Origin of the sequence: Blautia fusiformis (genome assembly GCF_020686995.1) — a bacterium.
Taxonomy (GTDB): Bacteria; Bacillota; Clostridia; order Lachnospirales; family Lachnospiraceae; genus Blautia_A; species Blautia_A fusiformis.
Map to the genome: position 1 here is coordinate 14,364 of NZ_JAJEPT010000002.1, position 25,831 is coordinate 40,194.

The window sequence follows — 25,831 nt, forward strand, 5'->3', positions numbered from 1 at the left end:
ATGAGCGAAACAAAAGGAAGAGTGACCATTCCGACAGATCTGGATGTGATCCCGGAGACACTGAAAATGCTGGATGAGTGGGGTGCAGATGCCATCCGTGACTGTGACGGAACGGAATTTCCGGCAGAGCTGAAGAAAACCGGCGCAAAGATTTATGCAACTTATTATACCACCAGAAAGGATAATGCCTGGGCAAAGGCCCATCCGGAAGAAATCCAGCAGATGTATATCATGACATCTTTTCACACGGCAGTGTCGGATACTCTGGAGATCCATCTGATGGATCATTTGTATCCGGATATGCTGGCGGTGAATACAAGAGATGATATCAGAAGATGGTGGGAAGTCATTGACCGGACTACAGGGGAAGCTGTCAGTACAGAGGAATGGTCATACGATGAAGAAAACGGAAATGTTGTGATCAGGCCGGCGAAAGAGTTTCATGAGTATACGGTAAGCTTTCTTGCATATATCATGTGGGATCCGGTACATATGTACAATGCAGTTGTCAATGACTGGAAAGATGTAGAACCTCAGATCACTTTTGATGTGCGTCAGCCGGCAACACGTGCACATTCCATGAATCGCCTCCGCAGATTTCTGGATTCCCATGATTATGTGAATGTAGTACGATTTACTACATTTTTTCACCAGTTCACACTGATCTTTGATGAGATGGCACGGGAAAAATATGTAGACTGGTTTGGATATTCCGCTTCGGTGAGCCCCTATATCCTGAAACAGTTTGAGCAGGAAGTGGGATATAAGTTCCGTCCGGAGTTTATCATTGATCAGGGATATATGAACAACACCTACCGTATCCCATCAAAAGAATTTAAAGATTTCCAAGCTTTCCAGAGACGGGAAGTGGCGAAGCTTGCAAAGGAAATGGTAGACATTGTCCATGAATACGGAAAAGAGGCCATGATGTTCATGGGTGATCACTGGATCGGTATGGAGCCCTTTATGGATGAGTTTGCTTCCATCGGGCTGGATGCGGTAGTGGGAAGCGTCGGAAACGGAGCGACCCTACGTTTGTTCAGTGATATTAAACATGTAAAATATACAGAGGGAAGATTTCTGCCGTACTTTTTCCCGGACACCTTCCATGAGGGCGGGGATCCTGTAAAAGAGGCAAAAGTAAACTGGGTGACTGCAAGAAGAGCTATCCTTCGAAGTCCGATCCAGAGAATTGGATACGGCGGTTATCTGAAACTGGCTCTGGAATTTCCGGATTTTGTACAGTATATCAAGGAAGTCTGCCAGGAATTCCGTGTGCTCTACGACAATATCCAGGGAACCACACCATACTGTGTAAAACGTGTGGCTGTTTTAAATTGCTGGGGAAAAATGCGCTCCTGGGGCAACCATATGGTACATCATGCCATCTATTACAAGCAGAATTATTCCTATTTCGGAATTATCGAGGCATTAAGCGGTGCGCCTTTTGATGTGTCCTTTATCAGCTTTGATGATATCCGTCAGGATAAAGATCTGCTGAATGATTTTGATGTGATCATCAATGTAGGTGATGCGGATACTGCACAGTCCGGTGGTGAGAACTGGGCAGATCCGAAGATTCTTACAGCTGTGCGGAAATTTGTCTATAATGGCGGCGGATTTATTGGCGTCGGTGAACCGGCAGCTCATCAGTGGCAGGGAAAATTCTTCCAGCTGGATGACATCCTTGGTGTAGAGGAAGAAAGAGGATTTAATCTTAATACCGATAAATACAACTGGGAAGAGCATAAAGATCATTTTATCCTGAAGGATACAGACGGAACCGTAGATTTCGGTGAGGGGAAAAAGAATATCTTCGCACTTCCGGATACGAAGATCCTTATCCAGAAGGACCAGGAAGTCCAGATGGCAGTAAAAACCTTCGGAAAAGGCAGAGGTGTTTACATCAGCGGACTTCCGTACAGCTTCTGCAACAGCCGTATCCTTTATCGTGCTGTGCTCTGGTCAGCAGCGGCAGAAAATGAGCTTTTCTGCTGGTTTTCTTCCAATTATAATGTGGAAGTACATGCTTATGTGAAAAATAAAAAGTATTGTGTGGTAAACAACACCTATGAGCCACAGGACACTACGGTTTACACAGGGGATGGAAAGAGCTTTGACCTTCATCTGGAAGCTAATGAGATCCGCTGGTATCAGATCTGAGAAAGCAGGATACAGGTTTACTGATAAAGAAAAGCTGTGAAATTGTCTGAGGGCGTTGACAGAGAAAAAAACTTATAATATAATAAATCCATTCCAAAAGTAGGAAAACAAAGCTGTTGTAATAGAGAAAATCTATTATAACAGCTTTTTGTTATTGTTGACAAACAATTTTGCTTACAAAGAGGAGGCCTTTATGAACAAAAAGATTAAGACAGTGTTTTCATATCTGATGATCATTGTGGGAGCAATCCTGGCCAGTTTTTCTGTTGCCTGTATTTTGCTTCCCAATGATGCCATCGATTACGGAACTGCCGGAATCGCCATTATTATAAGCAAGCTGACAGGGTATAATCTGTCGTTATGTGTGCTGCTTGTGTTTCTGCCGTTTCTCATAGCTGGGGTCATTCTTATCGGTAAGTATTTCTTTGTAAAAACGTTCGTGGGTTTTGTTGTCTACACAATAGGTCTTTCCTACTTTGAAAAAATCCCTTTTGAGCTGAATACAGAGCATTTTATTGCAGTAGCCTTTGGAGGTGCGATCCTTGGTGTGGGACTGTCTCTGATCCTTCGAAACGGTGGCTGTATTGACGGTTCTGAGATCTTTGCCAATATCATTGTAAAAAAAGATCTACAATCATTCCGGAAAGGACTACAGTATTTCCTACATATTGATCGCATTTAATGCCTGTGTATATGGAGCTGTGTTTGTACTTCTTGACAGAGATTCCGCACTTTTAAGTCTTCTGGTATACATTGTGGCGACTTCCATCATTGATCATTTCACAGATCATTTTGAGGCACTGAAACAGGTGACGATCATCACAAAGGATCCTGATGCGATCATCTGTGATATTAAGGAGGAACTGAATAAAACCTGTACCATCATCAACTCTTCCGGCGTGATCGCAGGAGAGAACAAGACTTTGATCTGCTATGTAAATTATTTTGAACTGCAGGAAGTAAAAGAGATCATTTCAAGGAATAAAGGATCTTTCAGTACCGTTTCCACCATTGACGAGATCCTGCGGTAAGGCATGTCTGTAAATGAGAATGCAGATATTTCTTTTGCAGAAAAAGAGTGCTTTTTCTCCGAAAAATAAAAGCAGAAAAAGCAGTATTGTGATAAAATAGAAGAAAAATATTTCAAAGACAAACTAAAATGATCAGAAGAAAAGAGGTAGATAGATTATGATAAAAGCAGAAAAAAAGACACTGAAGCTTTCAGTAGAGAAGCCTCAGTATATTACAGTAAATGATGTTACTTACGCACAGGTGGATTCCTGGTTTGGACATTGCAGGCGGGATCTGAAACTGGATATAATCTATCCAGAAACAAAAGATGGAAAAATCTATCCCTGCATCCTCTGGATCTGCGGAGGCGCATGGCTGATGATGGATAAATCCGCACATAATCTTTATCTGAGCAGACTGGCATCCAGTGGTTTTGTAGTGGCAAGTGTGGAGTATCGTACTTCCAATCAGGGCCCGTATCCCATGCCGCTGCAGGATGTAAAGGCAGCTATCCGTTATCTGAAAGCCCATGCAGACCGGTTCCGCATCAACAAAGAGCAGATAGGAGTTATGGGAGAGTCTGCCGGAGGATATCTTACCTGTATGGCTGCGCTGGACAATGATCCGGCTCTGGATGTGGGAGAGTATCTGGAAGAATCCAGTAAGGTACAGGCTGCCTGCCCATGGTATCCGCCTACGGATCTTTCCGCATTTCCGTGTGAATCTGCAGAAAAATGTGCTTCTTCCGCAGAATCCCTTCTGCTTGGATTTAATTCCATGTTAAATAAAGAAAAGGCATACCAGAGCAGTCCGGTTTCCAAAGTTACGAAGGATGCACCGCCATTTCTGATCATCCATGGCAACTGCGATCAGGTCGTTCCTTATGTTCAGTCGGAAACTTTATACGGACTTCTGGAGAAAAAAGACTGTGATGTTACTTTGCTGACACTGGATGGTGCAGACCATGCAGATATCCAGTTTTTCCAGGATGAGGTATGGAACCGGATCGCAGATTTTTTCCATGAAAAACTGAAATAAATAAAAGACAGGAGCACAGATCATCCAGCAGTTGTTGTAAATATGTGATCTTGAAAAGACTAAAATAGAAAAGAGAAACACAAATGATAACATTAAACGATTATCTGTATTCCGGAGATACTCTTCTCCGGATACTGAAGAAATACATTCGGGATCTTAGGATAGAGGCGAAGGAAAAACACAATGAGATCGATCTGGTACACTGTAATTTTTTGATCCAGATCCAGGAGCTTCTGGAGCATAATGATTTCCTCACTGCCCAGTCTCAGAAGATTCGGGAATTTTATAAATATATGGCAGGGGAATATCCGTTTCTGGCGTTTACCTTCAAGGGAAGAATCAAATCCCTGATCCGTGCGGAGGAAAAATTTAACGGATATGTAGTAGAATTTATTTATGACTACTATAAAGAATATGGGGAATATCCTTCTGTATCCCAGATCAAGGAACGGTTAAGCTGTTTCCGCGATTTTATTGCCTACAGGATCGTTATCGCCATGCCCAGATGTCATCTGAAAAATGGTGAGAATGTCAGAGAAGAAGAGCTTCGTTATCTTTATGAGATCGCCAATATACTTCCGGGATTTCTGGAAGAAAGAGGATTTACCGCAGAGCCGGCCAGAGGAGTGCAGGAAAGTACATCGCCACTGCTCAGCAGAGAAGCAAAGCCTTACTATAGGGATTACATCTGTAATAACAGTGAGGATGATTATCAGTCTCTGCATATCACGTTTTATGATAACAGTTCCCGAAGCTATATGGAAGTACAGCTGCGGACCAAAGAAATGGATGATGTTGCGGAGATTGGTTCCGCCAACCATTTAAGCTATGAGAAAAAACAGGAAAGTGAACGCAGGAGAAGGGACGCGGTTCCCCAGGGGGAATGTATCTATTTTGACGAGGCCTATGAGCGGGGTATGCGGCTTCTTGGACTGGATCTTGCTGCGCTGGACGTTAATATGTTTGGTGCGGTAAACAACAGCCTGATCAATGATGGCTGCGGACTGTTCCGCGGAAGGATGATCCTTCCTTATGAGCATCTTTCCCGTTTTCAGAATGATATCGTTGACTGAGGGAGGATGACATGAAAGACTTGACAAAAGGGAAGCCTTCCACATTGATCCTGTCCTTTGCGCTTCCTGTATTTCTGGGAAATCTCTTGCAGCTGACGTACAGCCTGGCAGATACCCGGATCGTGGGAAGCTTTCTTAAAGAAGATGCGCTGGCGGCAGTAGGGGCCACCAGTCCTTTAAGCGGTCTGATCATCGGTTTTCTGATGGGCCTTGCAAATGGATTTGCCATTGTCACCGCACAGAAATTCGGTGCCGGAAACCGGGAAGAAGTACGAAAATCTTTTGCGCTGTCTCTTGTAATGGGCAGCGTGATTTCTCTGATCCTGACTGTTTTGGGACTTTTGTTTCTGCATCCGATCCTGAGGTTCCTGAATGTTCCGGATCATTTGACGGGAACTGCCAGGCAGTATATCTTTATTATTATCGCAGGTATGCTGGCAACGTTTCTTTATGATACCTGCGCGGCATCTCTGCGCGCACTTGGGGATACGGTGACGCCTCTTGTGATCCTGGCAGTGTCTGTAACTTTAAATATCGCAGGAGATCTGTTTTTTATTCTGGTAGTAAAAGCAGGAGTTCAGGGAGCTGCCGTTGCCACGGTACTTTCACAGACGCTGGCATTTCTTATATGCTGGTTTTACATGATCCGCAGGTATGAGATCCTACGGCTGAAAAAAGAGGATTTTTTCGGTCTCGAAAGAAATATGATGAAAAATATGCTGAGTGCCGGACTTTCTATGGGACTTGTAAGCTCTCTTGTAAATCTTGGTACACTGGCACTTCAGACCTCCATCAATCGGCTGGGAAGAGATATCATTGTGGCACATACAGCAGCTCGTAAGATCACAGAGATGTTTATGATCATGTTTGGCGTGTTCGGCCAGACCATGGCGATCTTCTGTGGCCAGAACGCAGGTGCAGGGAGAATGGACCGGGTACGCTATGGAATTGGTCTTGCAGTTCTGTATACCTGTATCTGGTCCGTGATGACTGTGATCTTCAGTTTTACCATTGGAAAACAGCTGATCTATCTGGTCACAGGAAGCCATAATGAAACGGTGATCCGCAATGCCGCCAATTATCTTAAATTTGATACGATCTTTTATTTCGTAACGGCTGTGATCAGTGTCCTCAGAAATGCTATGCAGGGCCTTGGAGAAACGGTGATCCCTCTGGTTTCCAGTGCGCTGGAGATGATCGGAAAAGTAGTGATCGCGGTGACTCTGGTGCCACTTCTCGGATATACCGGCGTGATCGTAGCAGAACCGATAGTCTGGGTCATTATGGTGATCCCGCTGATCGTGAAGATACTTAAGATGCCGGAATTAAAGAAAACAGTCTGAGAGATTCGAAGATCCGATGAGAAAGATTCGCGTGAAAAATAAAAAGCACATTGTATGGAATGAGCCGCCACCGGAAAGTATGACTTTTGGGGTGGTTCAACCATAGCAATGTGCTTTCTTTAATTTTACATAGTTTCTGTCGCTTCTTTTACGTTTTCCTTTTCAGGAAAGATATGTCTGAAAATAAAACGTACGATCGGACCTGCATAGATTAGCTGCCAGAAGAATGCCATCGGGAAGTTGAATGCGGTTGTCTGAAGCCATACAGCTACAAACTGATTTCCTGCATCCTTAAAGAGAATGGTTGCCGCGAGGCTCATTAACGGGCACATGAAAGCAACGGAAGGAACGGAGATCGCAAGGATCCTGCTGAACGGATGGCAGCTTTTGAAATCTACCATGCGCATTGCACAACCAAAAGCAAGCTTGGATACAAGGAAGAAGTCAAGGATAAATGCGATCGGTCCCATGATCACCAGTTCATGAAAAGCGTCAAGGAACACACGGTTTGTCATACTCCCTGTGTTCAGGGAAATGTTGTAGCAAATCATGGCGTAAACCATGAAAAATACCATGATAAGGGTAAAGATAACTTCCTGAAATTTGTTTTTTGGCATAAAAAATCCTCCTTTAAAATGATTAAGTGATAATGTAAAACCTCAGAGCATGTGTTGTTCGTTAATCATTCAGGAGAATGTGCGTTTCCAATATATGACAGGATTTTGTCATAAACCATATTCGGTTTTTTGACCAAATCAAACTGCGAAGCAGTTATTTGGCTGTAAGCAGGCAGCAGAGCGGTTTACGAATATCCGCTTGATACCGGCGGTTATGATATCATAAGTAGTAAAGCCTTGTCAATAAGTAAAATTCGCAACATCCTGCGGAATGTTCTGAAAAAACATGGAAATATCAGAAGAGTAATTGAGAAAAAAATGGCAATAACTCCTCTTGACCGTTAAAGTTAGATATAGTAAACTTGTAAACAGTTAGCGGATTCTAACTAATGCGTAAAATTTGTGGCGGGCCGTATCCCCTGACAAAATGCGGCCTGAACAGGAGTTACGGACAGGGCGAAAAGACCAGACAGGAGGATAAATATCAAATGGATTATTTAGAGATTGAGAAGGTCATTGGAAGAGAGATCATTGATTCAAGAGGAAATCCGACCGTAGAGGCAGAGGTTTATCTGGCAGATGGAACGGTCGGAAGAGGAGCAGCACCAAGCGGAGCGTCCACAGGAGAATTCGAAGCACTTGAGCTGAGAGATCAGGATAAAAGCCGTTTTGGAGGAAAAGGTGTTTCGAAGGCCATTGAAAATATCAATACAGTAATTAATGATGCGCTGGCAGGAATGGATGCATCTGATATTTATGCAGTGGATGCTGCCATGCTCAAAGCAGATGGAACAAAGGACAAATCAAAACTGGGCGCAAATGCCATTCTTGCGGTTTCTATTGCGTGCGCACGTGCGGCTGCGATTTCTCTTGACATCCCCCTTTACAGATTTCTTGGTGGGGTGAACGGAAACAGACTTCCGGTTCCGATGATGAATATCCTAAACGGTGGTGCACATGCTGCGAATACCGTTGATGTTCAGGAATTCATGATCATGCCGGCAGGAGCACCAAGCTTTAAAGAGGGACTTCGCTGGTGTACGGAGGTATTCCACGCTCTTGCTGCACTTCTGAAAGAAAAAGGCCTTGCAACAAGCGTTGGAGATGAAGGTGGTTTTGCACCAGACCTTGGAAGCGATGAGGAAGCCATTGAGTACATCCTTGAAGCAGTGAAAAAAGCAGGATATGAGCCTGGAAAGGATTTTGTACTTGCCATGGATGCTGCATCCAGTGAGTGGAAAGGAAACAAAAAGGGGGAGTATGTTCTTCCGAAATGCGGAAAGAAATTTACATCTGCGGAGCTTGTTGATCACTGGAAAAATCTGATCGAAAAATATCCGATCTACTCTATTGAGGATGGCCTTGATGAGGAAGACTGGGAAGGCTGGCAGATCATGACAAAAGAACTTGGAGGAAAAGTACAGCTTGTAGGTGATGACCTGTTTGTTACAAATACAGAGCGTCTTGAGAAAGGTATCAGCCTTGGCTGCGGAAATTCTATTCTGATCAAACTGAATCAGATCGGTTCTGTATCTGAGACTCTGGAAGCCATCAAAATGGCACATAAAGCTGGCTATACAGCGATTTCTTCCCATCGTTCCGGAGAGACAGAGGATACAACCATTGCAGATCTTGCAGTGGCACTGAATACCTGCCAGATCAAGACAGGAGCTCCTTCCAGAAGCGAACGTGTGGCAAAATATAATCAGCTTCTCCGTATTGAGGAAGAGCTTGGTGATGCAGCAGTATATCCGGGATTCCGGGCATTCAATATCAAGAGATAAGATCATAACTAACACATTTCTCAAAAAGGTACGCTTTGGCGTGCCTTTTTTTGGCGAAAATAAGGTTGCCAGATTTCTCAAAATAGTATATTATGATTTACAGCCGTGTGAAAAAATAAAATTGAATATTGGAGATGCTATGAAAGAATACGTAAATACTTTTATGCGTTACAGGTTTCTTCTGGGAGAGCTTGTAAAAAAAGGAATCAAACTGAAGTACAGACGTTCCTATCTTGGTATCATCTGGTCTCTTCTTGAGCCGTTGCTTACCATGATCGTACTGACGATCGTATTCGGTACCCTGTTTGGAAACAAGGATCGGACATTTCCTGTATATATCCTGACAGGACGTCTTTTGTACACATTCTATTCCAGTGCCACAAAAGCGGCATTGAAATCAGTAAGAGCGAATTCGGCAATGATCAAGAAAGTTTATGTGCCAAAATATCTCTATCCGCTGTCAAGTGTACTTTTTAACTATGTGATCTTCCTGATCTCACTGATCGTGCTGGTTCCGGTAGGAGCAGTACTTGGTGTGGAGCCGACACTTTATATGCTCCAGATCCCGATCGCGCTGATCCTGGTATTTCTGTTGTCTTATGGTTGTGGAATGATCCTTGCTACGATTGGCGTTTTTTTCAGAGATATGGAATATCTGTGGTCAGTAGCGCTGATGCTGATCATGTATACCTGTGCGATCTTTTATTATCCGTCCAGACTGCTGAAAAGTGGTTTTTCATGGATCCTGAAATATAATCCGCTGTACTGTACCATCGATGTTTTTCGTTCAGGAATGTTCGGGGAGCCGATGAACCTGCATTATGCGGCATACGCACTGGTATTCAGCCTTGTGACGATTGCCATCGGAATGTTCTGTTTCAAGAAGAAACAGGATGAGTTTATCCTTTATATTTAACAGGAGAAAAATATGGAAAAACCTGCAGTAGTTGTAGATAACGTAAGTATGAAGTTTAATCTCAGTAAAGAAAAGGTAGACAGCCTGAAGGATTACGTGATTAAATTCTTAAAAAAAGAAATTAAATATAATGAATTCTGGGCTCTTCAGAATGTTGATTTTGAGGTGAAAAAAGGTGACCGTGTAGGAATCCTGGGACTTAATGGAGCGGGAAAAAGTACTCTGCTCAAAGTAATTGCCGGTGTATTCAAGCCTACCGAAGGCAAGGTGGTCCGAAACGGACGTCTGGTCCCTCTTCTGGAACTGGGAGCCGGTTTTGATTCGCAGTATACAGGACGTGAGAATATTTTTCTGTATGGTGCGATGCTCGGATATTCCAAGAAGTTTCTGGAATCGAAATTTGATGAGATCGTTGAGTTTTCTGAACTGAAGGAATTTATCGATGTCCCTATTAAGAATTATTCTTCCGGTATGAAGGCAAGACTTGGATTTTCCATTGCCACACTGGTATCACCGGATATCCTGATCCTGGATGAAGTCCTTTCTGTAGGAGATGCCAAATTCCGGAAAAAGAGTGAAAAGAAAGTCTTAAGTATGTTTGATAAGGGCGTTACGGTACTGTTTGTATCCCATTCTCTGGAACAGGTACAGCGCTTGTGCAATAAAGCAATGATACTTGAAAAAGGAAAACTGATCGCATATGGAGATATTGATGAGATCTCGGCCAAATATACGGAGATGATCAGATAAAGAACAGAAGGCGGCCTAGGCAGTCGCATAAATAAAAAGAACCGGACAGTGAACGGTTTGAATAGCAGATAGCCAGACGATTTGCGGAAATGATGCAAATGTCTGGCTATTGTGTTATTATATTACGAAGAAAACAGGGAGGCAAAAAGATGACTTTACAGCAGATCCTTGAAAAGGTAAAAAAAGGCCAGCTCTCTGTGGAGCATGCAGAGGACCTTCTGAAAAAAGAGGGATATGAAGAAATGGATTATGCGAAGCTGGATACTACCCGAAAAGCGAGGACCGGTTTTGCGGAGGTAGTTTACTGTGCGAGAAAAGCAGACGAACATCTTTTGAATATCTATCAGAAACTTTATGAGGAAGATGGAGAAGTCTTTGGAACAAGGGCGTCAGAACATCAGTATGAACTGGTAAAAAAGGTTCTTCCTGATGTGGTTTATGATCCGGTTTCCGGAATTTTGAAGATTGAAAAAGAGAAGGAGCATATCGGAAAGGTGGCAGTGTGTACAGCCGGAACAGCAGATATTTCTGTTGCGGAGGAAGCTGCCCAGACAGCAGAGTATTTCGGCACACATGTGGAGAGGATCTATGATGTGGGAGTCAGTGGTATGCACAGACTCTTTTCCAGGCTGGATACCATCCAGGAGGCTAACTGTGTGGTTGCGGTAGCAGGAATGGAGGGTGCGCTGGCAAGTGTTATGGGTGGTCTTGTGAAACGTCCGGTGATCGCGGTACCTACTTCTGTGGGATATGGCGCCAGCTTTCATGGATTGTCAGCGCTTCTGACAATGATCAATTCCTGTGCCAACGGAATTGCAGTAGTAAATATTGACAACGGATTTGGGGCAGGATATCTGGCAACCCAGATCAATCGGCTTGCGGAGGGAAAATAAATGAGAAACAAATTATATCTGGAGTGTACCTCCGGGATCAGCGGGGATATGACAGTTGCGGCTCTTCTGGATCTGGGTGCAGATCAGAAAAAACTGGTGAGAACTCTTAAAAGTCTGCCGGTAAAAGGTTTCGACATAAAGATCAGCCGTGTGATGAAATCAGGGATCGATGCCTGTGATTTTGATGTACTACTGGATCATGAGAATCATGATCATGATATGAAATATCTGTATGGGCATGATGGAGATTCTCACAGCCAGGATCATGAGGAACATCATTATAAACATAGTCAAGAAGCCCTGGAATCCCATGAGCATCCCAATTCTCATGAACATCATGTACAGGAAACCCATGGAAACAGTCATACATATACAGAAACGATGCATTCCCACCACGGACACCATCACCATGAACACCGTGGCCTTAACGAGATCATGGAGATTATCGACCATGCAGATATGACAGATCGTGCAAAATCCTATGGAAAAAGGATTTTTAAGATTCTTGCCGAGGCAGAAGCAAAAGCCCATAATGTACCGGTGGATCAGGTCCATTTCCATGAAGTGGGTGCAGTGGATTCCATTGTGGATATTCTTTCTGTTGCAATCTGTATGGATGATCTGGATGTGGAGGAAGTGATCGTTCCAAGACTTTGTGAGGGTAGCGGAACGATTCGCTGTCAGCACGGAATCCTTCCGGTGCCGGTACCGGCGGTAAGTAATATTGTAAGTGCTCATCAGCTGAAGCTGCATATCACATCGGTGCAGGGTGAACTGATAACGCCTACAGGAGCAGCCATTGTGGCGGCATTCCTTACATCAGAAAAACTGCCTGAAGATTTTACGGTGGAGAAGATCGGTATCGGAGCAGGCAAGCGCCAGTATGAGTGCCCGGGAATTCTCCGTGCCATGCTGATCCGGGAATCCGGGGAGGAGGCTTCAGGCAATGATGCTTGTACGGAAATAGACACCATTATAAAGCTGGAATCCAACATTGATGACTGTACAGGAGAAACGCTTGGCTATGTTATGGAGCTTCTGTATGAGGCAGGAGCCAGAGAGGCCAATTACATGCCTGTATTTATGAAGAAAAACCGTCCGGCATGGCTGCTTACCGTTCTATGTAAAAAAGAACAGGTTTCAGCGATGGAGCAGATCATTTTCAGAGAAACGACAACCATTGGGATCCGTCGCCAGGAGATGGAGAGAACCATTCTGAAAAGAGAGAAAAGAACGGTTACAACCCCGCTGGGAAATGTAGAAGTGAAGGTCTGCACTTTTGACGGACAGGAATATTATTATCCGGAATACGAAAGCGTAAAAAAACTTTGTGAAAAAACAGGGATTTCTTATAAAGAAGTATATCATATGGCTGTGCGGGGATAAGATCGGGTTGGTTGCCTTGTATAATGCACTTACATATTGACACCTTTTCGAAAAAACTATATAAATGTATATAGAAAGATTATTGCCGGACGGAACAGTTGGCAACGACACAGTAAGGCAGAGGCAGGAGAAGGATTTATGGCGGTAACAATACAGCAGATTGCAGAACAGGCAGGGGTTTCCAGGGGAACCGTGGACAGAGCATTGAACCACAGAGGACGGATCAATCCGGAGGTGGCAGAGAGAATCTGCCGTCTGGCGGACGAGATGGGATATGTACAGAAAGAACGGAAACATTCCAGAACAGCTAAAGATGAAAGACTGAAGATCGGAGTGGTGACACAGCTTGCCAGATCTTCTTTTATGCAGGAAGTAAATCGTGGTATTGAGAAGGCAGCCGTGGAACTGAAAGAAAAAGGGATCCAGCTGATCCTGAAAGAGGGTCTTTCCGTTGATGAAGAGGAACAGCTGCAGGCCATTGAGGAACTGGAACAGGAAGGAATCCGGGGACTTGCGATCATGCCGGTAGACAGTGAGACTGTCCGGGAGAAACTGAATGCTTTGATCGAAGAGAAGAATATCCCAGTAGTAACCTTTAACTCTGATATTGTAGGAACGAGAAGAACCTGTTTTGTGGGAATGGATAACCGCAAGAGCGGACGTACCGCAGCCGGACTTCTTGGAATGCTGACAAGAGGAAATGGAAAGATCCTGATCATCACCGGATATTTCAGCAATCATGTTGACAATCAGCGAGTGGATGGCTTTGTGGAGGAAGCCAAGCGGGCTTTTCCACATCTGGAGATCGCCGGTGTTCACGGAAGCTTTGATGATGCAGCTGAGGTGGAGCACATTATAGAAAATGCCATGATGAGTACTTCAGGGATCAGCGGGATCCTGGTGGTATCCGGAGGCCAGGCAGGAGTGGGTAAGGCATTTGAAAAGCTGAGACTTGACCGCAGGCCCTACGTTGTGATCTACGATCAGACTCCGAAGAATGAACGGGCACTGAAGAATGATCATGTGGATTTTCTGATCGACCAGAATGGATATGTCCAGGGGTATGAACCGCCAAGGATCCTGGCGGATATCCTGACAAAAGGACAGGAGCCGGAGAGAGAATATCTCTTTACAGATATCAAGATCAAAACAAAATATAACCTTTGAACATGTATTGTGCAAAGTATCATATAAAATAGTCTGCAGGATGAAAACTGCAGGCTTTTTTATATTACAGGAAATCTGTAAGATACTACGATATGGAATATAGATTCCAAGAAAACGACTGTCTGGATACATTTGATTGCGTGCCAATAGCGTGCCAAAAAAAATAAACACGCAAATGCACATGTAGATAATAGCTACTTTGAACAAAACAAAACTACAAAAATTGTATAGAATAACTGAAAAAAAGAAAAATGAAAAGAAGTACTTGCCCAAATTGTAAAACGGTGCTATATTAACATCATAAGAAACACGCAAGAAAGCACGCTAAATAAAAGAAAAAGCACGCAAATCAAAAAAGCACATAAAAAAGAAGTAAAAAATAAACCATCAAACAAACGGAGGTAAGATCATGAAGTATATCGAATTTGATGAATCCAGACCAATGGACCTGGTGCTCCTTGGAAGAGTTGCCATTGATTTTAATCCTGCTTACAACGATCAGGTAAAGGAGGAGTTCAAACCCCTGAAGAAGGTACATATGTTTGAGAAATTTGTAGGAGGATCTCCTGCAAACATCGCTGTAGGTGTTACCAAGCATGGCCTGAAAGCAGGATTTATCGGAAAGGTTTCGGATGATCAGTTCGGTGAGTATGTTGTAGATTATTTTGATGAGAGAGGAATCGATACCTCACAGATCACAAAATGTACAAACGGAGAGAAGCTGGGACTTACCTTTACCGAGATGCTTTCTCCAAAGGAAAGCAGTATCCTCATGTATCGTAACCGTATCGCAGATCTGCAGCTTCATGTAGACGACATCCACGAGGATTATATCAAAAATGCAAAAGCGATCCTCATTTCCGGAACTGCTCTTGCAGAGAGCCCTTCCAGAGAAGCAGCGATCAAAGCAGTTATGCTTGCTAAGAAAGTAAACACAAAGATCATTTTTGATATTGATTACAGAGAGTACAACTGGAAGAATGCAGATGAGATTTCCATCTACTATTCCATCGTAGCTAAGGAAGCTGACATCATCATGGGCTCCAGAGAAGAGTTTGACCTTACAGAGAAACTGATCAAAGAAGGCATGACTGATGAGGAGAGTGCAGCTTACTGGCAGGCAAAAAATGCAAAGATCGTTGTCATCAAACACGGTATGAAGGGTTCCACAGCCTACACAGTTGATGGACAGAAGTTCAGCATCAAGCCATTCCCGGTTGAGGCAAGAAAAGGCTTCGGCGGCGGCGACGGATACGGCTCCGGATTCCTGTATGGACTGTATCAGGGTTGGGAGATCATTGACTGCTTGGAGTTTGGTTCTGCTGAGGCATCCATGATGGTTAAGAGCAACAACTGCTCCGATTCCCTTCCGGGACCGGATGAAGTTCACGCATTCATTAAAGATGAAAAAGAAAAATTCGGCGAAATGATCGCAAGAGTATAAAGAAAAGGAGTGGAAAAAATGGCAAAGACAGTAAGAATGACAACTGCACAGGCAATTGTAAAATTTCTGGATAATCAGTATGTTTCCATGGACGGAGTGGAGACAAAATTCGTAGAAGGATTTTTCACGATCTTCGGACACGGTATTGCTGTAGGACTTGGTGAGGCACTGGATACAAATCCGGGACAGCTGAAGGTTCTTCAGGGAAGAAATGAGCAGGGTATGTGTCACGTTGCTACCGCTTTTGCAAAACAGAGCAACCGCAAAAAAATCATTGCATGCGCTTCCTCCATCGGACCTGGAGCTGCAAACATGGTAACAGCATGTGCAACAGCAACTGTAAATAATATTCCGCTTCTTGTATTCCCGGCAGATACTTTTGCATCTCGCCAGCCTGACCCGGTTCTCCAGCAGCTGGAGCAGAGCAGCAGCCTTGCCGTCAGTACGAACGATGCATTCAAGCCAGTCTGCAAATACTGGGATAGGATCACAAGACCGGAGATGGTCATGACCGCTCTGATCAATGCAATGAGAGTTCTTACAGATCCGGCTGAAACAGGTGCATGCTGCATCGCACTTTGCCAGGATGTTGAGGGTGAGTCCTTTGACTTCCCGGAGTACTTCTTCAAGAAGAGAGTGCACAGGATCACAAGACCGGTTGCAGTAGAGGAAGAGCTTGAGGATGTGGCAGAGGTCATCGCAGGAGCGAAGAAACCGCTTATCGTTGTTGGTGGTGGTGTCCGTTACTCAGAAGCCGGAGAAGCTGTTGAGAAATTCTGCGAGGAATTCAAGATCCCATTCGGCGAGACACAGGCCGGAAAGAGCGCCTGCCAGTCCGGCAATCCGTACTGTCTTGGCGGTATCGGTGTAACAGGAACCTACGCTTCCAACATCATCGGTAAAGACGCAGACGTGGTAATTTCTATCGGTTCCAGAATGTCTGACTTTACAACAAGCTCCAAGCATCTGTTCCAGAATGAGGATGTTCAGTTTGTAAGTATCAACAACTGCAGATTCCACGCATACAAGATGGATGCAGTAAAAGCAGTGGGTGATGCAAAAGCTACCGTAGAAGCACTAGCAGAAAAGCTTCGTGCAAGAGGATATAAATCTGCATACACAGATGAGATCGAGAAAGCAAAAGCTGCATGGGATAAAGAGATGGAGCGCCTTGGAAGCATTGAGTACACAGGAGATGATTTTGAGCCGCTGATCAAGGCAAGAGATCCTCGTACGATTCCGGAATATGTAAAGCTTACAAACGGAAAGATCACACAGACAGCAGCGCTTGCAGCCATCAACAGAACTATCGACAAAGATGCAACCATCATCACAGCAGGCGGTTCTCTTCCAAGCTGTATGCAGCGTATGTGGAGAACAGACAAACGTGGCGGATATCATGCAGAGTACGGATATTCCTGTATGGGATATGAGGTTGCCGCTACCCTTGGCGTGAAATTTGCAGAGCCGGATAACGAAGTATACTGCGTAGTTGGCGATTCCAGCTTCCAGATGCTCCACAGTGAGATCATGACTATCATGCAGGAGAGACAGAAAGTCAATATCATGGTATTCGATAACTGCGGATTTGGCTGCATCAACAACCTTGAGATGAACCACGGAATCGGAAGCCTTGCAACAGAGTTCCGTTATACAGACGGCAAGAAACCGACCGGAGATCTGATCCCTGTAGATTATGCAAAGATCGGCGAAGGCTATGGCCTGAAGACCTATACCTGCCGCACGATCCAGGAGCTGATAGATGCTCTGGAAGATGCCAAAAAGCAAGAGATCGCATGCCTCTTTGATCTGAAGGTTATCCCGAAGACTATGACAGACGGATATGAGTCCTGGTGGGATGTAGGAATCGCAACAACATCTGAGAAAGAAAGCGTAAGAAAGGCCTGCGAGGGAGTTATGAAAGGCCGTGAAGAGGCAAGACTGTACTAATCTGGGAGGTAAGAAAATGAGTAAAGTATTTGGTTATCCGGAATATGACGAAAAAGGCGAAAAGATTCTTACAACATACGATAATGAGTACAAGGCCATGATGATGGACATCCGTGTTTACCGTATGAAATCAGGAGAGACAAGAACATTTTTAAGAGAGGGTGAGGAGACAGCAGTTCTCCTCCTCTCCGGAAACATTACCTATAAATGGAACGGAAACGAAGCTGCAGCAACCAGAAAAGACGTGTTCACAGAGGGACCATGGTGTGTTCACGGATGCACAGGAACTGAGATTACAGTTGTAGCAAATGCAGAGTCACAGATCCTTGTTCAGTGCACAAAGAACGAGAGAGATTTCGGTGCAAAACTCTACAAACCGGAAGATGCTCCGTGGGGATATTCCTGCGTAGGCAAGTTCGGAAATGTTGCGAAGAGAAGAGTAAACACCATCTTCGATCATGACATTTCACCGGAGTCCAATATGGTTCTTGGTGAGGTTCTCAATGACAGAGGAAACTGGTCCGGATACCTGCCGCACAGACATCCGCAGCCTGAGACATACTTTTTCAAATTTGATCATCCGGAAGGGTTTGGAGCAAGCTTTGTCGGTGATCAGGTATTTAAGAGTACAGACGAGAGCTTTTCCGCAATTCCAGGAGGAGAGCTTCATCCGCAGGCAGTTGCACCTGGATATCAGATGTATACATGCTGGATGATCCGCCACATTGACGGAAATCCGTGGCTGCAGACAGACCGCTGCGAGGATGAGAGATATACCTGGCTTCATGACGCCGAGTTTTAAGGATTCGGAGATACTGATACTGGATCGTAAATAACAGGCAGCAGGAAGAGGAAAATGCTGTTGTTTGTGAGGAGCGGACAGCAGTAGACCTGCTGCTATTATGAAAAAAATTGTACTGACTGAAGGGAGATTTTGACAATGGCAAGAGAATTTATTGTACCTGGAGAAATTATTTCTGGTTCCGGAGCACTGGACATGGCAGAAGGAGCACTGAAACTCCTTGGTAAAAAAGCTCTGATCGTAACCGATAAAGTAATGATCGACCTGGGAAACTGTGCAAAAGTTGAGAAGGCGCTGACAAATCAGGGCATTGAATACAGCATTTATTCTGACATCTGTGGTGAGCCAACAGATACCATGATCGAAAAAGGCTTACAGATTTATAAAGATGAGAACTGTGACTTCCTGGTAGCTCTGGGAGGCGGAAGTCCCATTGACTCTATGAAAGCCATCGGCTCACTGGTAGTAAACGGTGGAAGCATTTCCGACTACATGGGAAAAGTGATCGATGTAAAGATGCCGCCAATGGCGGCGATCCCTACCACAGCAGGAACGGGATCTGAGGCAACACAGTTCACGATTATCACGGATACCAAAAAAGACATCAAGATGCTTCTTAAAGGCAAAGTTCTCATGCCGGATCTTGCCATTATCGACCCGCAGTTTACTATGACTGCACCTCCAAAGATCACAGCAGCAACAGGTCTTGATGCACTTTGCCACTGTGTGGAAGCTTATACATCCAGAAAAGCACAGACACTTTCCGATACTTTTGCAGTATCTGCAGTAAAGAGGATCTTTAAATATCTTCCGGTTGCATATAAAGACGGAAAGAATGAAGAAGCTCGTGTACAGATGTCTGTCGCTGCTCTTGAGGCAGGAATCGCATTTAACAATGCATCTGTTACCATTATCCATGGAATGAGCCGTCCGATCGGAGCACTGTTCCATGTAGCACACGGACTTTCCAATGCCATGCTTCTGAAGGAGTGCCTTACCTTTGCGCTTCCCGGAGCATACGACAGATTCGGAGCGTTGGGACGTGATATTGGTGTGGCGGATGCAACTGATTCTGATCAGGAAGCAGCTGAGAAATTCCTGAAAGCAGTAGAGTCACTTGTAAATGAACTGGATACTCCGACTCTGGAGCAGTTCGGTATCAATAAAGAAGAGTTCTTCAACGTCATCGACAAAATGGCACATGATGCCATGGACAGTGGAAGTCCTCAGAATACCATGCGTGATGTAACAGAAGAGGAAGTAAAAGAAATCTACAGAAAACTCTGGTAAAATGTAAATGTAAACCCTGCATTGCCAGATAGGAAAAGACTCCGGACCGGAGAAAAAGGCTCCGGAGTCTTTTTTCCCGTGGCAAATATAGCTGCAAAAGAAAAGGAGGCATATTCTTCATGAGAAAAAAGTATATCTGTATTCTGGTGGCAGTCATAGGAGTTTGCAGCCTTTCCGGATGCGGGTCTTCTGCAAAGAAAACAGAAGAAGAGCAGGTAACGATCGGTGTTGTTACAAAATCTAAAAGCAGTGAATATTGGTTGTCTGTCTGCGACGGAATGAAAGATGCGGCAGAAAAATATCATGCAGATGTGGTGATTCTGTCCCCGGATTCCGAAACAGAAGAAGAGGTTCAGAAAAATATGATCCGGGATCTTCTGAAAACCGATATCCAGGCGATGGCAGTTTCTCCTATAGATTCCTATGAATGCGAAGATTATTTAAATTTCGCAAGAGAAAAGGGGATTTCTGTATATGCCTGTGATACTCCCATAGAGGATTCAGAAATTCCTTATATTGGAATTGACAATGAAAAACTAGGCTATGAGCTGGGCGAGCAGCTTGCAAAGGCTCTGGATCATAAAGGAAAGATTGGCGTGATCGCCGGTGATTTTAAGCAGGCTGGACACCGGATGCGTGTTGCCGGATTTGAAAAATATATGGAAAAAGAGCCTGGGATCACCATTGAAATGGTTCGGAACGGATACAGCAATATGCGGGTTTCCCAGAAGGATGTGGATGAGATCCTGGTGAAGTATCCGGATCTTAACGGAATCATGGCCACAAGTGCAGTGACGGCCCTGGGGCTTTCAGAGGCAACTGAAGGACGGGAGATTTCTATTGTTTCCGTAGATGCTCAGGAAGATGCCTTGAAAGCGGTTCAGGATGGGCGTATTGTGGCGCTTGGCGCGCAGTCCGGTTATCAGATCGGTTATGAAACTATCCGGTATATTGTGAAGGATCTGGAGGGAGAGGGAACAGGAGAAGATGAGATTCTGGATTCCCAGGTGCTTACCGAAGAAAATATTGATACATATATGAAGGATGACGGACATGCTCATCCCTGATACAAGCAGGTTTCCATCCGCTGCTTATTATTTTTTACAATCCGGCAGAGGCATTGACTGATTCGGTAAAAAGTCAGGCTGGTATCCAAAAATAAAACACAAAACATAAAAATAGGACAAAAGAAGGATGTAGAGATATCAGAACCAGAAAAACTTTGGTACAGATTTAACAGTCAGGTAAAAATAATACCGAAAAAACTAAAATTTCTCATACTATGATAATCCCGTATTTTCGATAAAATAGAATCATCAAAAGGAAAGCGAAAATAAAAAACGAAAAGAAATGAAAGGGCGGGATAATAAGATGGAGAAGAAAAAACTTTCGGTATCAACAGGGCTGTGTTATGCTGGAGGAGATGTAGGATGTAATATCGTGTTCGGAATGATCGGAACACTGCTGACGCTGTTTTACACAGATTATGTAGGGATAAGCGCAGCAACAGTAGGACTGGTAATGTTACTTTCCAGATGCTTTGATGGATTTTCCGATCTGGTCATGGGTGTCATTGTAGAGAGGACCAATTCCAAATGGGGAAAATCAAGACCCTGGCTTCTGTGGATGAGCATTCCGTTTGCGCTGTCAGCAGTACTGCTTTTCACAGTGCCGCGTACAACAGGGATGCTTCAGTTTCTGTATCTCTTTGTAACCTATAACTTCTGTACGACCATATGCTATACAGCGATCAATCTTCCATATGGAAGCCTTTCTTCAATGATGATACGCGAATCATCAGAGAGAGATAAACTCAGTGTATTGAGAATGGGACTGTCACCTATCGGAAAGATCGTTGCAGCAACCTGTACACTGCCGCTTGTAAAGCTTCTTGGAAATGATCAGGCTGCATGGATCAAGGTTATGAGTGTATGGGCAGTGCTTGCACTTGCACTTCTGCTTCTCTGCTTCTTCAGATGTGAGGAAAAGGTTCAGATCGAAGCAAGAAAGAAAGATGAGAAGCTTCCGATTCCGACAATGCTGAAGGCACTTTTTGCAAATCAGTATTTCTGGGCAGTAATGCTTCTGTGGACAGTACAGAGTGTATCCTTTACGATCACAGGAACCATTCTTCCGTACTACTGTAAATATATTTTCAACAATGATACATGGATGTACAGCGCACTGTTCCTTACAGAAACCCTGGTTCTGGTAGTGGGAATCTTCATCTGCTCACCGTTGATCAAGAAATTTGGAAAAAGAAATATCGCATTTGTCGGCGGATTTGTTGCACTTGGCGGCCAGATTCTGTTTTTCCTGAATCCATACAGCTTCGGCTTCATGGTTATGAGCTGTGTCACACGTGCCATCGGACTTGCTCCACTGAACGCAGTTGTATTCAGTATGGTTGGTGATGTAGTAGAGTTCGGACAGTGGAAAAACCATATCCGTCAGGAAAGTCTGATCTTTGCAGGCGGTTCCATCGGAACAAAAGTTGGCGCAGGTCTTGCCTCCGCAGTGATCACAGGTCTTTTAAGCAGTTCTGGATATGTAAGCTCATCTGCAGGAATAACTGCACAGCCGGAAACAGCACTGGAGATGATCGTTTCTCTTTATAAATTTGGACCGATCCTCATTGCAGCAGTGATCATTGTAACGCTTTTCGGATATAAGCTTGACAAAATGTATCCGGCGATCATGCAGGAGCTTACCGAGCGCGAGGCACACGGACAGTTATAAACATTTTATTGTAAAACATATATTCAACCGCAAACAGGAAATCAGGCAGGGGTAGGATACTCCTGCTGTTTCCTGCGTTTATGGGCATATAGCATAGAGAGGCGTATATCCGCTTTACGGAAGGGAGGAGTTCTATGTTAAAAAGTATCCGGGCAAAGATATTACTGGCGATCCTGACAGTAACCATGTTTACTGCCTGTTCTCTTACGGTGGTATTTTATTTTCGGGCAGCAGGGATGATCGAAGAAAATTATTCAGGTATCCTGTATGGACGGATGCAGCAGACTATAAAAGATCTGGACGAATCCCTGAAAGAGATTTATTATGTGAATACGAGAACTGCCTGGGATACAGATATACGGAATAATGCGAAGGAATACAGCTATACAGGAAATGAAAACAGCCTGGAAAATATGGCTGGGCTTCTCCGGGAACACAGTCGGGAATATAAAGATATCAACTCCCTTTACTTTGTTTTTCCAGACAAAAAAATGGCTGTGACTTCTGAGGAATTTCCGGTAAACAAGCAGGGGATTTCAGGAGAACATATCGAGGAATTGGAAAAAATACAGGAACTGGATTCCTTTCCGGTTCTTGTGGAATCTCCGATCCATGAAGGAGGCAGCTTTCTTTCTGTGATCCAGAAGGTAGAGGATGATAACGGAGAGATTCTGGGGTATGTTGTCGCAGACATCAGGGAACGGGCAATTTATTACGAATATCTGGAAGCTGTCAATGATGAAAAGATCACCAGAATAGTTCTGGTAGACAGAAATGATGAAATCGTGACATCCGGAGACTACAGTGACATTGGAAAAACATTTCCGGAGATTACAGACCAGAATGCTCCCAAAATGGAAGGCTATGCAGAAAAAAACGGTGTGATCTCTTTTTTCAGCAGAGGTAGCTTTTCAGACTGCGGCTTATATCTGGAGGTACCGAAAAAAGAAGTTTTAAGCGGACTTTCCCGGATGCGGCTCTTTCTGATCGGAATATTTGGTGCAGTTTTTGTGGCAGCTGTGCTGCTGGCACTGTGGCTCTCCAGAGTAGTCTGCGGACCGCTCAGATCCATGACTGGCACGGTTGAGAAGGTTGGTGAGGGAGATCTGAGCCTCCGTACAGAAGTGACTACTGCTGATGAGATCGGAACCCTCGGAAAAGAATTCAACCACATGCTGGATTATATCGAAGCTCTGATCGCCCAGGTGATCGAAGAGGAACAGCAGAAAAAAGATGCAGAGCTGGAAGCACTGCAGTATCAGATCACACCGCATTTTATGTATAATACATTGAACTCCATCAAATTTGCGGCATTTCTGAAAGGGGAAAAAGAGCTGGCGGGGCTTATTGGAGATTTCGTGGAGCTTCTGCAGGCCAGTATCAACAAAAAGGGAAGCTTCCTTTCTGTTGCCGATGAGATCCATATACTGAAAAATTATATCCATCTGCAGGATTTTCGCTATCAGGGAAGCTTTCGGGTGAAATATGAGATCTCTGAGGAAGCATACCGGTGCTATATTCCAAGACTGATCCTTCAGCCGCTTGTGGAGAATGCTCTTCTTCACGGGATCGACATCAAACGGCAAACAGGAAAAATCTGGATCAGCGGAAACGTAAGTGAAGGAAAGCTGATCCTCATAGTAAAGGATAACGGCAGAGGAATGACAAAAGAGCAGATCCGAGATCTTTTTAACAGTCATGCAAAAAAAACAAACGGACTTTCCGCAGTGGGGATTCCAAATGTAAAAGAACGCCTGGAGCTTTATTACGGGACACAGGGAGGAATGGAATACGTAAGCAGTGGAAACGGTACAGAGGTCACGGTATTTCTGCCTGCGATCTATGATATGCCTGAAGAAGGGAGAAAAAATTAATGTACAGAACACTGGTGGCAGATGATGATTTTCTTGTAAGGAGCTATCTCAAAACCCTGGATTCCTGGGAAAAAGCAGGATATGAGATCGTGGATGATGCAGAAGACGGGGAGGAAGCTTATGGATTCCTTCAGAAAGAAAAAATCGATGTTCTTGTGACGGATCTTACCATGCCTGTGATGGATGGAATTGAGCTGATCAGAAAAATCCGTGAGGAAAACAGGGATATCTATATTATCGTGCTCAGCTGTCATGATGATTTTGAATATGTAAAAGAGGCCATGCGTCTTGGGGCGGATGAATATGTATTAAAGAACAGTCTGGACGAGGATAGTCTTTATGATACTCTGGAAAAATCAGCCCGGCTGATCGAGAAGCGCAGAGAAAAAAGTCAGGAACAGGCACGGACGAGAAAGCTGATCCATCTGGGAAGTCACGCTCTGAAGTATTATTTTTTTAACGGACTGATCTCGGGGATGCTGAAAAATCAGGCACGTGAGGAAAAGCGTGTGGAAGCCGGAATCGCCGGGAAATATTTTAACAGTGCTGTGATCTGTATGTTTATGGAGAACTGGGCAGAGAGGGAAAGACAATGGACGCCGCTGGAAGTGGAACAGTATTCCCATCATTTCCGTCACAGACTGCTGGAACGTACGGAGGAGCTTCTTGGGACAGAAAGTGAATTTACGGAAGTGGTCTATCTTGGCGCAGGGATTTTTTGCTGTTTTCTTGATCTTTCCGGAGACTGCAGGACATCGGCTATGCAGCAGAGACTGACTGAGGCAGCAGCGATCTGCTATCGGCACTGTCAGGAGGATCTTTGTGATTTTGGTATCAGTGTCAGCAGTGTCTGCATGGGAGAGGATGGGATCCGCCAGGCTTATCAGCAGGCCAGAGAAATGATGAAGCTGCATTTTTATGAGAAAAAAGAGATCCTTTATTTTGAAGGACGGAAGAAAGCGGACAGTGTTTTACCGGAAAGTGCTGAGAAGCTGGAAGGGCAGATTTCCAGGCTGAAGGCAGGGAAAGACCGAAAGAAAGCGGAGGAGCTTTGGACACAGGTTCTCGCTGACTGTCAGGATCGTTATACCGACGGAAGACTTCTGGTACAGTGGCTTAAGAAATTGAATCAGACAGCCGGAATTGAGAAAGAGCCCATCTGGTATGGAGATATCGAAAGTTTTGAGAAATTCAGGGAAAAGGGCAGTGCCTGTATTTCACAGCTTTTTGTAGGGGAAGAGGATGCTGTTCCGGAGGGGACCTCTGCTGCTGTGAAAAAAGCTCTGGAGTTTATCCGGGAACATTATGAAGCGCCGATCAGCCTTCAGGATGCAGCAGATGCGGCGGAAGTGAATCCTGCTTATCTCAGTTATCTTTTCAAACAGGAGATGAAAATCGGTTTTTCCAATTATGTGCAGGAACTTCGGATCGACTGTGCAAAGAAGCTTCTTTCAGAGACAAACTGTAAAGTTAAGGATGTGGCGTTGCGTTCCGGGTTTGGAGATTATCATTATTTTTCCAAGATATTTAAGAAGTTTACGGGCTTAAGTCCTGCGGAATACAGAAAAGAATCCGGATTATCATAGAAAGA

Annotated in this window: 21 protein-coding genes; 20 read left to right on the forward strand and 1 reads right to left on the reverse strand. The window is 44.3% G+C overall.

Going from position 1 to position 25,831, the window contains the following annotated elements; translation table 11 throughout:
• The 6 genes from gnpA to LKD46_RS01975 all read left to right on the forward strand — a co-directional run bounded on the left by gnpA (position 1) and on the right by LKD46_RS01975 (position 6,628).
• Positions 1 to 2,163, forward strand: a complete 2,163-nt coding sequence (gene gnpA / locus LKD46_RS01955; RefSeq protein ID WP_110103022.1) for a 1,3-beta-galactosyl-N-acetylhexosamine phosphorylase — start codon at positions 1 to 3, stop codon at positions 2,161 to 2,163.
• Positions 2,164 to 2,356: 193 nt separating this feature from the next.
• Positions 2,357 to 2,845: a YitT family protein gene (locus LKD46_RS16505; RefSeq protein ID WP_255620649.1), complete on the forward strand. Its 489-nt coding sequence runs from the start codon at positions 2,357 to 2,359 to the stop codon at positions 2,843 to 2,845.
• A complete protein-coding gene (locus LKD46_RS16510) occupies positions 2,832 to 3,194 on the forward strand; it encodes a YitT family protein (protein WP_021651754.1) in 363 nt (120 codons plus the stop codon). The genes LKD46_RS16505 and LKD46_RS16510 overlap by 14 nt, the downstream gene beginning before the upstream one ends.
• 157 nt (positions 3,195 to 3,351) lie before the next feature.
• Positions 3,352 to 4,212, forward strand: coding sequence for an alpha/beta hydrolase (locus LKD46_RS01965; protein ID WP_110103021.1), 861 nt, complete (start codon positions 3,352 to 3,354; stop codon positions 4,210 to 4,212).
• 83 nt (positions 4,213 to 4,295) lie between these two features.
• Positions 4,296 to 5,285, forward strand: a complete 990-nt coding sequence (locus LKD46_RS01970) for a RelA/SpoT-related domain-containing protein (RefSeq protein ID WP_015524396.1) — start codon at positions 4,296 to 4,298, stop codon at positions 5,283 to 5,285.
• A gap of 11 nt (positions 5,286 to 5,296) precedes the next feature.
• Complete coding sequence (locus tag LKD46_RS01975; protein ID WP_110103020.1) at positions 5,297 to 6,628, forward strand: MATE family efflux transporter; 1,332 nt, start codon at positions 5,297 to 5,299, stop codon at positions 6,626 to 6,628.
• Between the two features lie 125 nt (positions 6,629 to 6,753).
• On the opposite strand, the gene LKD46_RS01980 is transcribed toward LKD46_RS01975, so the two are convergent.
• Positions 6,754 to 7,245 carry a DUF2798 domain-containing protein gene (locus LKD46_RS01980; protein WP_110103019.1) on the reverse strand — a complete coding sequence of 164 codons (492 nt, stop codon included), beginning with the start codon at positions 7,243 to 7,245 and terminating at the stop codon, positions 6,754 to 6,756.
• A gap of 488 nt (positions 7,246 to 7,733) precedes the next feature.
• Between LKD46_RS01980 and eno the strand changes: the two genes are divergently transcribed.
• The 14 genes from eno (at position 7,734) to LKD46_RS02050 (ending at position 25,826) form a co-directional block, all read left to right on the forward strand.
• Positions 7,734 to 9,029, forward strand: coding sequence for a phosphopyruvate hydratase (gene eno / locus LKD46_RS01985; protein WP_044961624.1), 1,296 nt, complete (start codon positions 7,734 to 7,736; stop codon positions 9,027 to 9,029).
• A gap of 139 nt (positions 9,030 to 9,168) precedes the next feature.
• Entirely contained in the window at positions 9,169 to 9,945 is a 777-nt protein-coding gene (locus tag LKD46_RS01990) for an ABC transporter permease (protein ID WP_044961662.1), read from the forward strand.
• A 12-nt stretch (positions 9,946 to 9,957) separates the two neighbouring features.
• Positions 9,958 to 10,695 carry an ABC transporter ATP-binding protein gene (locus LKD46_RS01995; RefSeq protein WP_021651749.1) on the forward strand — a complete coding sequence of 246 codons (738 nt, stop codon included), beginning with the start codon at positions 9,958 to 9,960 and terminating at the stop codon, positions 10,693 to 10,695.
• A 149-nt stretch (positions 10,696 to 10,844) separates the two neighbouring features.
• Positions 10,845 to 11,588, forward strand: coding sequence for a nickel pincer cofactor biosynthesis protein LarB (gene larB, locus LKD46_RS02000; protein WP_022426321.1), 744 nt, complete (start codon positions 10,845 to 10,847; stop codon positions 11,586 to 11,588).
• Positions 11,589 to 12,974: a nickel pincer cofactor biosynthesis protein LarC gene (gene larC / locus LKD46_RS02005; RefSeq protein ID WP_110103018.1), complete on the forward strand. Its 1,386-nt coding sequence runs from the start codon at positions 11,589 to 11,591 to the stop codon at positions 12,972 to 12,974.
• Between the two features lie 138 nt (positions 12,975 to 13,112).
• On the forward strand, positions 13,113 to 14,141 hold the full coding sequence (locus LKD46_RS02010; RefSeq protein WP_110103017.1) for a LacI family DNA-binding transcriptional regulator: 1,029 nt from the start codon (positions 13,113 to 13,115) through the stop codon (positions 14,139 to 14,141).
• A gap of 409 nt (positions 14,142 to 14,550) precedes the next feature.
• Positions 14,551 to 15,585, forward strand: coding sequence for a 5-dehydro-2-deoxygluconokinase (gene iolC, locus LKD46_RS02015; protein WP_015524405.1), 1,035 nt, complete (start codon positions 14,551 to 14,553; stop codon positions 15,583 to 15,585).
• Between the two features lie 18 nt (positions 15,586 to 15,603).
• The gene (gene iolD, locus LKD46_RS02020) at positions 15,604 to 17,535 is read left to right on the forward strand and encodes a 3D-(3,5/4)-trihydroxycyclohexane-1,2-dione acylhydrolase (decyclizing) (protein WP_110103016.1); all 1,932 of its coding nucleotides are present in this window, start codon (positions 15,604 to 15,606) and stop codon (positions 17,533 to 17,535) included.
• 16 nt (positions 17,536 to 17,551) lie between these two features.
• Positions 17,552 to 18,337 (forward strand): 5-deoxy-glucuronate isomerase, encoded by a 786-nt coding sequence (locus LKD46_RS02025; protein WP_110103015.1) that lies wholly within the window; start codon positions 17,552 to 17,554, stop codon positions 18,335 to 18,337.
• Between the two features lie 138 nt (positions 18,338 to 18,475).
• Positions 18,476 to 19,627 (forward strand): iron-containing alcohol dehydrogenase, encoded by a 1,152-nt coding sequence (locus LKD46_RS02030; RefSeq protein WP_015524408.1) that lies wholly within the window; start codon positions 18,476 to 18,478, stop codon positions 19,625 to 19,627.
• Between the two features lie 119 nt (positions 19,628 to 19,746).
• Positions 19,747 to 20,694 (forward strand): substrate-binding domain-containing protein, encoded by a 948-nt coding sequence (locus LKD46_RS02035; RefSeq protein WP_110103014.1) that lies wholly within the window; start codon positions 19,747 to 19,749, stop codon positions 20,692 to 20,694.
• Positions 20,695 to 20,998: 304 nt separating this feature from the next.
• A complete protein-coding gene (locus LKD46_RS02040; RefSeq protein WP_015524410.1) occupies positions 20,999 to 22,366 on the forward strand; it encodes an MFS transporter in 1,368 nt (455 codons plus the stop codon).
• A gap of 134 nt (positions 22,367 to 22,500) precedes the next feature.
• Positions 22,501 to 24,240 (forward strand): cache domain-containing sensor histidine kinase, encoded by a 1,740-nt coding sequence (locus LKD46_RS02045; RefSeq protein WP_110103013.1) that lies wholly within the window; start codon positions 22,501 to 22,503, stop codon positions 24,238 to 24,240.
• Positions 24,240 to 25,826, forward strand: a complete 1,587-nt coding sequence (locus LKD46_RS02050; RefSeq protein WP_173723202.1) for a response regulator transcription factor — start codon at positions 24,240 to 24,242, stop codon at positions 25,824 to 25,826. The genes LKD46_RS02045 and LKD46_RS02050 overlap by 1 nt, the downstream gene beginning before the upstream one ends.
• Positions 25,827 to 25,831: the final 5 nt, after the last annotated feature.

What these genes read in the sequence shown, in the direction of transcription:
- larC (WP_110103018.1), top strand. Translation starts at nt 11,589, where the DNA reads ATGAGAAACAAATTATATCTGGAGTGTACCTCCGGGATCAGCGGGGAT.
- LKD46_RS02045 (WP_110103013.1), top strand. Translation starts at nt 22,501, where the DNA reads ATGTTAAAAAGTATCCGGGCAAAGATATTACTGGCGATCCTGACAGTA.
- LKD46_RS01990 (WP_044961662.1), top strand. Translation starts at nt 9,169, where the DNA reads ATGAAAGAATACGTAAATACTTTTATGCGTTACAGGTTTCTTCTGGGA.
- LKD46_RS02025 (WP_110103015.1), top strand. Translation starts at nt 17,552, where the DNA reads ATGAGTAAAGTATTTGGTTATCCGGAATATGACGAAAAAGGCGAAAAG.
- LKD46_RS02050 (WP_173723202.1), top strand. Translation starts at nt 24,240, where the DNA reads ATGTACAGAACACTGGTGGCAGATGATGATTTTCTTGTAAGGAGCTAT.
- larB (WP_022426321.1), top strand. Translation starts at nt 10,845, where the DNA reads ATGACTTTACAGCAGATCCTTGAAAAGGTAAAAAAAGGCCAGCTCTCT.
- LKD46_RS01965 (WP_110103021.1), top strand. Translation starts at nt 3,352, where the DNA reads ATGATAAAAGCAGAAAAAAAGACACTGAAGCTTTCAGTAGAGAAGCCT.
- LKD46_RS02035 (WP_110103014.1), top strand. Translation starts at nt 19,747, where the DNA reads ATGAGAAAAAAGTATATCTGTATTCTGGTGGCAGTCATAGGAGTTTGC.
- gnpA (WP_110103022.1), top strand. Translation starts at nt 1, where the DNA reads ATGAGCGAAACAAAAGGAAGAGTGACCATTCCGACAGATCTGGATGTG.
- LKD46_RS02030 (WP_015524408.1), top strand. Translation starts at nt 18,476, where the DNA reads ATGGCAAGAGAATTTATTGTACCTGGAGAAATTATTTCTGGTTCCGGA.
- LKD46_RS01995 (WP_021651749.1), top strand. Translation starts at nt 9,958, where the DNA reads ATGGAAAAACCTGCAGTAGTTGTAGATAACGTAAGTATGAAGTTTAAT.
- LKD46_RS16505 (WP_255620649.1), top strand. Translation starts at nt 2,357, where the DNA reads ATGAACAAAAAGATTAAGACAGTGTTTTCATATCTGATGATCATTGTG.
- LKD46_RS01970 (WP_015524396.1), top strand. Translation starts at nt 4,296, where the DNA reads ATGATAACATTAAACGATTATCTGTATTCCGGAGATACTCTTCTCCGG.
- LKD46_RS01975 (WP_110103020.1), top strand. Translation starts at nt 5,297, where the DNA reads ATGAAAGACTTGACAAAAGGGAAGCCTTCCACATTGATCCTGTCCTTT.
- eno (WP_044961624.1), top strand. Translation starts at nt 7,734, where the DNA reads ATGGATTATTTAGAGATTGAGAAGGTCATTGGAAGAGAGATCATTGAT.
- LKD46_RS01980 (WP_110103019.1), bottom strand. Translation starts at nt 7,245, where the DNA reads ATGCCAAAAAACAAATTTCAGGAAGTTATCTTTACCCTTATCATGGTA.
- iolC (WP_015524405.1), top strand. Translation starts at nt 14,551, where the DNA reads ATGAAGTATATCGAATTTGATGAATCCAGACCAATGGACCTGGTGCTC.
- LKD46_RS02010 (WP_110103017.1), top strand. Translation starts at nt 13,113, where the DNA reads ATGGCGGTAACAATACAGCAGATTGCAGAACAGGCAGGGGTTTCCAGG.
- LKD46_RS02040 (WP_015524410.1), top strand. Translation starts at nt 20,999, where the DNA reads ATGGAGAAGAAAAAACTTTCGGTATCAACAGGGCTGTGTTATGCTGGA.
- iolD (WP_110103016.1), top strand. Translation starts at nt 15,604, where the DNA reads ATGGCAAAGACAGTAAGAATGACAACTGCACAGGCAATTGTAAAATTT.